At 61.0% G+C, this 5,765-nt stretch carries 8 protein-coding genes; 2 read left to right on the top strand and 6 right to left on the bottom strand.

Translation table 11 applies throughout. The features are described 5' to 3' along the window. Positions 1 to 11: 11 nt before the first annotated feature. The 4 genes from RT123_RS15485 to RT123_RS15500 all read right to left on the bottom strand — a co-directional run bounded on the left by RT123_RS15485 (position 12) and on the right by RT123_RS15500 (position 2,269). Positions 12 to 524, bottom strand: coding sequence for a hypothetical protein (locus RT123_RS15485; RefSeq protein WP_313010122.1), 513 nt, complete (start codon positions 522 to 524; stop codon positions 12 to 14). A gap of 111 nt (positions 525 to 635) precedes the next feature. Then, complete coding sequence (locus tag RT123_RS15490; RefSeq protein WP_313010135.1) at positions 636 to 1,157, bottom strand: recombinase family protein; 522 nt, start codon at positions 1,155 to 1,157, stop codon at positions 636 to 638. Next, positions 1,049 to 1,639: a recombinase family protein gene (locus tag RT123_RS15495; protein ID WP_313010124.1), complete on the bottom strand. Its 591-nt coding sequence runs from the start codon at positions 1,637 to 1,639 to the stop codon at positions 1,049 to 1,051. The genes RT123_RS15490 and RT123_RS15495 overlap by 109 nt, the downstream gene beginning before the upstream one ends. A 399-nt stretch (positions 1,640 to 2,038) precedes the next feature. Beyond that, positions 2,039 to 2,269, bottom strand: a complete 231-nt coding sequence (locus tag RT123_RS15500) for a helix-turn-helix transcriptional regulator (protein WP_313010126.1) — start codon at positions 2,267 to 2,269, stop codon at positions 2,039 to 2,041. Positions 2,270 to 2,338: 69 nt separating this feature from the next. Between RT123_RS15500 and RT123_RS15505 the strand changes: the two genes are divergently transcribed. Both RT123_RS15505 and RT123_RS15510 read left to right on the top strand, forming a co-directional pair. Further along, positions 2,339 to 2,572 carry a hypothetical protein gene (locus tag RT123_RS15505; RefSeq protein ID WP_313010128.1) on the top strand — a complete coding sequence of 78 codons (234 nt, stop codon included), beginning with the start codon at positions 2,339 to 2,341 and terminating at the stop codon, positions 2,570 to 2,572. Beyond that, complete coding sequence (locus RT123_RS15510; RefSeq protein ID WP_313010130.1) at positions 2,569 to 3,159, top strand: hypothetical protein; 591 nt, start codon at positions 2,569 to 2,571, stop codon at positions 3,157 to 3,159. Before RT123_RS15505 ends, RT123_RS15510 begins: the two co-directional genes overlap by 4 nt. Before the next feature lie 371 nt (positions 3,160 to 3,530). On the opposite strand, the gene RT123_RS15515 is transcribed toward RT123_RS15510, so the two are convergent. Both RT123_RS15515 and RT123_RS15520 read right to left on the bottom strand, forming a co-directional pair. Continuing rightward, a complete protein-coding gene (locus tag RT123_RS15515) occupies positions 3,531 to 3,707 on the bottom strand; it encodes a hypothetical protein (RefSeq protein ID WP_313010132.1) in 177 nt (58 codons plus the stop codon). 432 nt (positions 3,708 to 4,139) lie between these two features. Further along, the coding region (locus RT123_RS15520; protein WP_313010134.1) for an OB-fold nucleic acid binding domain-containing protein at positions 4,140 to 5,765 on the bottom strand (1,626 nt) is incomplete at its 5' end.

Here is a 5,765-nt window from a genome sequence, read left to right on the forward strand (position 1 = left end):
GCTCGTCAGGCTCATAACCTGAAGGTCGTAGGTTCAAATCCTACTCCCGCACCCAACTTCGTAGTATTTGCGCCGTCTTGGTTCACCAGGGCGGCGATCTTGCCTTGTACGGTCAAGCCAAACTTTCCTCGCTCTTCCAACGGCGTGACCACGACGGTTCCAATCAACTTGCGCACCAAGTCCCGTGCTTCAGTCGCTGCCTCGCTGTCGCTGCGAGCCAAGGCGCGCTCCAGCGAGTCCACGACGGTCCGGTGATGCTCGGCCACGCGAGGATGCAGGGCGACGACAGACGCCGCCGGTGCTTGGGCCAGCTCTGCTTCAATCTGGCTTCGCCGCGCTTCCAGCGCGTCCAGACGATCCTTGACTGCAGCGCCCGTAAGGACGCCATCGGCGATCTGGTCGGCCAACCGTTCGGTGCGGCGCTTCACCTCTGCAAGCTCACTGTCGAGTTTTGATCGAGTCTGGGTGATCCTACGCGCGTCATTCTCTGCTGCGAGCCTCGCCTCTTCGACGGCGAGCGCCACGCGTTCCGGCGCTAGAAGTTGGTTCTTGATCGCGGCGAGAACGCGCGCCTCGATCTCGGCGCTCTTGATCCCGCGGCCGTTCGTGCATGCCTATTTTCCTCGTTCTCGTCGCTATGAGCACATAAAGCGTTGGTCGGCGCCGCTTCGGATCATCGGGCCGCCACAAACTCCGCAGGTCAGTTTTCCGCTCAGTAAGTGCCGGGGCCGAACTGCTACGCGCGGGGAGGGCCCCCGTGACGATAAGGTGTTCTCCGCGTAGCGATGCTGAACTTTCGCCCAGAGTTCTTCGGAGATGATCCGAAGATGCGGCACCTCGGTCCGAATAATTTCTTCAGGATCCGCCGTTCGCGCCTGGCGCTTTCCTGTGCGCCTGTCCTTCACCCAGGTTTGACGACCAAAAACCAGGACGCCGCGATACAACTCATTATGGATGACCCCATTGCCGCGCTCGGCATTGCCGTTGATCGTCGACGCGTTCCAGCTTCCGTCGCGTGGGCTGCGTACCCCGCGCATATTCAAGTCGCTCACGATCGCCCGAGGCGATTGGCCGGCGGCGTAGCGCCGAAAGATTTCTCTGACGACTTCTGCTTCATCAGGATCGATATCGCGAAGGCCCCGGATCGGTTCGCCGATGGCGTCGACTTCTCGCCTGATTTTGTAGCCGTAGACACGGCCGCAGTATGATGACCGGACCGGACGACGCCTTGAAGGCCGCGCCTTGTCTTGCGGCCTGTCTCGCGCAGTTGGAGGGCGTTCATGGTGCCCATCAGCCCGATCTGAAGCTCGGATATGTCGCCTTCGGAGATCGTGCGGATTTTGACGCCGTGGAACCGTAGATCCTCGAAGAGTGCCGCGACATCGGCCTGGGACCGAGAAAGACGATCTAACGCTTCACAAAGCACGACTTCGAACTCGCCGTTCTTCGCGCCGCGCATCAGGCTGTGCAATCCGGGCCGGTTTGCTGCGGACCCTCCCGAGATGGCTGCGTCCTCAGACGTCGCGACGATCTTGGTCGCGTCCTTCGCTGCAAAGGATCGGCACGTCGCAAACGGATCCGCGATCGAAGCGACGTTTTGAAGGTCGGTCGAGTAACGGGCATATAGGGCTGCACGCATCAGCTCAGGCTCCGGGCGATGGAAGATCGCAACGGTGCATATCGAGCGTCATACGCGCAAGGATGCGGGCCAAGTCGTCGAGAAGGGACTCGGCGACTGCAACACGGCTGCTCGGCCAAATTCCATCGCACACGCTAATCGCGCGAGCGGTGTTGAGTATGACCTCAGTGGATTCGACTGCACAATCCTGCGAAGGGGGTAAGGCCGTAGCCTCGTCGCAGGATTGGCGATGACTTGTTGCTGGAGCGGTCGGGGTAAACCCCTCCAAACGGATACTGTTGGCTTCTGTTGAAACCTCTGGGGAATAACCCATATCCAAACCTTTCGATTAAAGTAAACGATAGTTTTGGATCGGTCTTACGGCTCGGTCAGAGTGCTAAGGCGTCGGTTAAGGGAGAGTTAACGCGGCGACGTGGGCGGGTTGAACAACTCAGACGGTCCACAGCCAAGGCCGACAGCCAAGGCGTAGACAGCTTTAATACCGACGTTACGTTCGCCGCGCTCAATGCCGCCGATATAATTTCGGTGGAGCCCGGCTCTGTCGGCCAGTTCCTCTTGGCTTAGGCCAAGCGCAATCCGCCGCGACCTGACGGCGCGGCCAAAACTCAGCAGTTCAGCGTCAACTTCCACGCAACCGCACTTGCGGCTGCCGCCCAATCTTCACTACACACTATCAGTGTGATTTGTGCGAGGGGTGTGATGGCTGATTTTGTCGATATTTCCGAGATGAGTTCCGAACTGCAGCTCATGATCGGAACAGGGTCGCATCTGGACCCAGCAGAGCTCGACCCGTTGATCATGCTTGCATCGCTTAGGGTTCTGCAGAACGCCACCCGGGAAGGCTTAAATGACGACGCACTCACGATCCTTTCGCTATTGCTGATGGTTTGGGTTAGACAGCTACGGGACAATCCCGACAATGGGGGTTGGTGAAGACGACCGCCGAGGATCTGGCCGACCTTTCAGGCTGGCGGTTCGAAAGGGTGCTCACATCCTTACAGACGCTGGCGCCGCATATCCTGATCGATGACCTCGCCCTGTTTGCTGAAGGGGATCTAGAGATTGGCTTGGCGCCTCTGCTGCATCAGGACGGCACCGACTGCAGCAATCTACTGACCCGGTATTGGACGGCTCACTATGTGATGAGAATGGCGCCCAAGCTCGAGGCTGCCGAGGAGATCGTCGCGGAGGGGTTGGCACGAGCAAACGACCTTGTCGGTCCCGGCGAGCGCGTGGCGAAGCTGAAGGCTCGTTGGGATGCCTATCGAGCCCAGCGAGGAGGCCTCGCTCACTACACGGTGTACGGGGCCGGCGCGGACCTGGCCGCTTTCGTGGATGACGTCTCGACGCTAGAGGGATTGCACGACGCAGTGGTTGGTCTGATCGACCCCGCCAATCATGGGCCGCTGACCTTTGCTCAGGAATGCGGCCTTCTTGCGTGTACCAAGCTTCAGGCTCTCGCGATCAGTGCGGCTGAGCTGCAGCTGAACCCAGTCGAGACGAAGGGCGTTCGACACTGAAAAGCAGGCATTCGGACGTGTGCTCTGGTCGCCGTGCCGCCCCACAGCTTCGGTCACACGAGATACTGCCGTGTACGAGAGCCACAGACTTTGTTGGGAGACGCCTGATGATGGACGTTCTTATATTCATGGCCGGTGGGGTCACCGCTGTGTTCATAGCCTGGTTGGTCAAGCCCATTTTTGGAGGGTTCATAGAAGGCATGAATGGCGGGACGAGCCGGCGTAAAAAGCAAGTCCGAGTAGCAGCTGGCTTCGCGTGTCGGTCGATGTATCGGCCGCGCGGTCCTCCGGCCCGGAGTATGTGCACGCCTCGTCGCGGTAGCCCTGCGCCTACTGCACGAGTGCAGCCGGATGAACGCGAGAGAGTTAGGTCAAGATGGCGTGCTTGGCTCGTCATGATCGCCGGCGCGGGCCTTTCGATCACAAAGCGCTCGCACCATTTTGGAGATCACCGTCTTGACGGCGAGGACAGCCACAATGGTGAACAAGAACACCAGGGCCATCTGCACAAAGTTCATCTGAAAGGCTTGCAGCTCAGCGTCGGTCACCTTCGTTCTCCCACCTGGTTGGGCAGCCAAATGTTCCATCTCGAGCGCCATCTGAAACACAGCCTAAAGGCCGCTAGCCCGTGCTCTAAACGATGGAACCAGACGACAAAAAACGTCTAACCCCAGTGGGGGCCATTAGGAATATCATCCTGTGAAGGATGATGCACACCTTACGCACACCTGCGGTAGGATTAGGTTATTGTAAAGCAACAAGAAAAATCGGGCGCAAAATGGGTTATGGGTAACCCAGAAATCTGCAGGGCTGATTTATCGCAAGAAAACACAAGGTTGTATGGGTTGCGCGTAATCCATTTAAAGACACGTATCTGTTCGCCAGCTTAGCTTCGCCTAATCATGGCGGCAGGGGTCCTGATCATGGAGTGGCGATTTCGTGGTAACGATCCTGACAAGCCCTTAGGTCGCCCGTGGCGACTATCGGAAATCCCGCGTCTTTGGTCTGATCGTGTCTAGATGGAGATCGGGAATGTAGATGTCCCGAACCTTGATCGCGCGAGGGGGGGCGTCGCGCGCATCCGGCGACCCGCCGCGATGGAATTCGTCGCCGCGCCCGTGGGGCAGGGGGAAGGCCTCGCCCCGGTCGCCGACCGAGGCGAGCAGGGCCGATGCGTCGTGAAGTCTGGTCGCAACGATGTGGACGACCTCGCCTTCGCGCTGAACCTTGCCGTCGACGGCAAGCATAGAGGCCGACAAGACGATGCGGCGTTGCTGTTCATAGAGGCTGGGCCAGATCACCAGATTGGCGACCCCGGTTTCGTCCTCGATGGTGATGAACATCACCCCCTTGGCGCTGCCGGGCTTCTGTCGGACCAGCACAAGGCCCGCGACGCGCGTCAGCCGACCGTCGCGCATGGCCGTTCCATCGGCGCAGGTCATGACGTGCCGGGCCTGCAGATCGTCGCGCAGGAAGCTCAGCGGATGGTCGCGCAGGGTCAGGCCGATGTGGCTGTAGTCCTCGACCACTTCCCGTCCCGGCGTCATCGGCTTGAGGCCCGGATCGGGCTCCCGGATTTCCGGCTTCTGTTTGTGGGCGTCGGCGGCGGCGAACAGCGGGAGGGGGGCGTCCCTCAACCCCTTGATGGCCCACAGCGCGTCGCGGCGGTCTAGTGAAAGGGCTGGGCGGAAGGCGTCGGCTTCGGCCAGTCGGACCAGGCTTGAGACCTGGGCACCGGCACGTCGCCACAGGTCGTCGACCGAGCGGAAGGCGCCGTCCGTCCGCGCCGCCAGGAGGCGGGCGGCGTCGCCATTCACCAGGCCGCGCACCATGCGAAGGCCGAGGCGGACGGCGAAGCGTCCATCCTCGCCTGCCGGCTCGAGGGTGCAGTCCCAGCGGCTGGCGTTGACGCAGACGGGCCGGATCTCGACGCCGTGCTGATGGGCGTCCCGGACGATCTGCGCCGGGGCATAGAAGCCCATGGGCTGGGCGTTCAGCAGCGCGGCGCAAAAGACATCCGGGTGATGGCATTTGAGCCAGGAGGAGGCGTAGGCGATCAGGGCGAAGGAGGCTGCATGGCTTTCCGGAAAGCCGTAGGAGCCGAAGCCCTCAAGCTGGCTGAAGGTCTTCTCGGCGAAGGCGGCGTCATAGCCGCGCTCGACCATGCCGCTGATCAGCTTGTCCTTGAAGTGGCTGACCCCGCCGGTGAACTTGAAGGTCGCCATGGCCCGGCGGAGCTGATCGGCTTCCGAAGCGGTGAAACCGGCGCATTCGATCGCAACGCGCATGGCCTGTTCCTGGAACAGAGGCACGCCCAGGGTCTTGCCCAGCACCTTCTCCAGCTCGGGCTTGGGATAGACGACGTCCTCCTTGCCCTCTCTGCGGCGCAGATAGGGATGGACCATATCGCCCTGGATCGGCCCGGGCCGGACGATGGCGACCTCGATGACCAGATCGTAGAAGGTGCGGGGCTTGATGCGCGGGAGCATGGCCATCTGGGCCCGGCTCTCGATCTGGAAGACCCCGAGCGTGTCGGCCTTGCGGATCATCGCATAGGTTTTGGGGTCCTCGGCCGGGATGGTGGCGAGGTCGAGCGCAATCCCCTT

The sequence above is a fragment of the Brevundimonas vesicularis genome, assembly GCF_032067225.1.
Taxonomy (GTDB): Bacteria; Pseudomonadota; Alphaproteobacteria; order Caulobacterales; family Caulobacteraceae; genus Brevundimonas; species Brevundimonas vesicularis_F.

Bases quoted from the DNA above. Each gene is read 5' to 3' on its own strand.
- RT123_RS15495 (WP_313010124.1), bottom strand. From the start codon at position 1,639: ATGCGTGCAGCCCTATATGCCCGTTACTCGACCGACCTTCAAAACGTC.
- RT123_RS15505 (WP_313010128.1), top strand. From the start codon at position 2,339: ATGGCTGATTTTGTCGATATTTCCGAGATGAGTTCCGAACTGCAGCTC.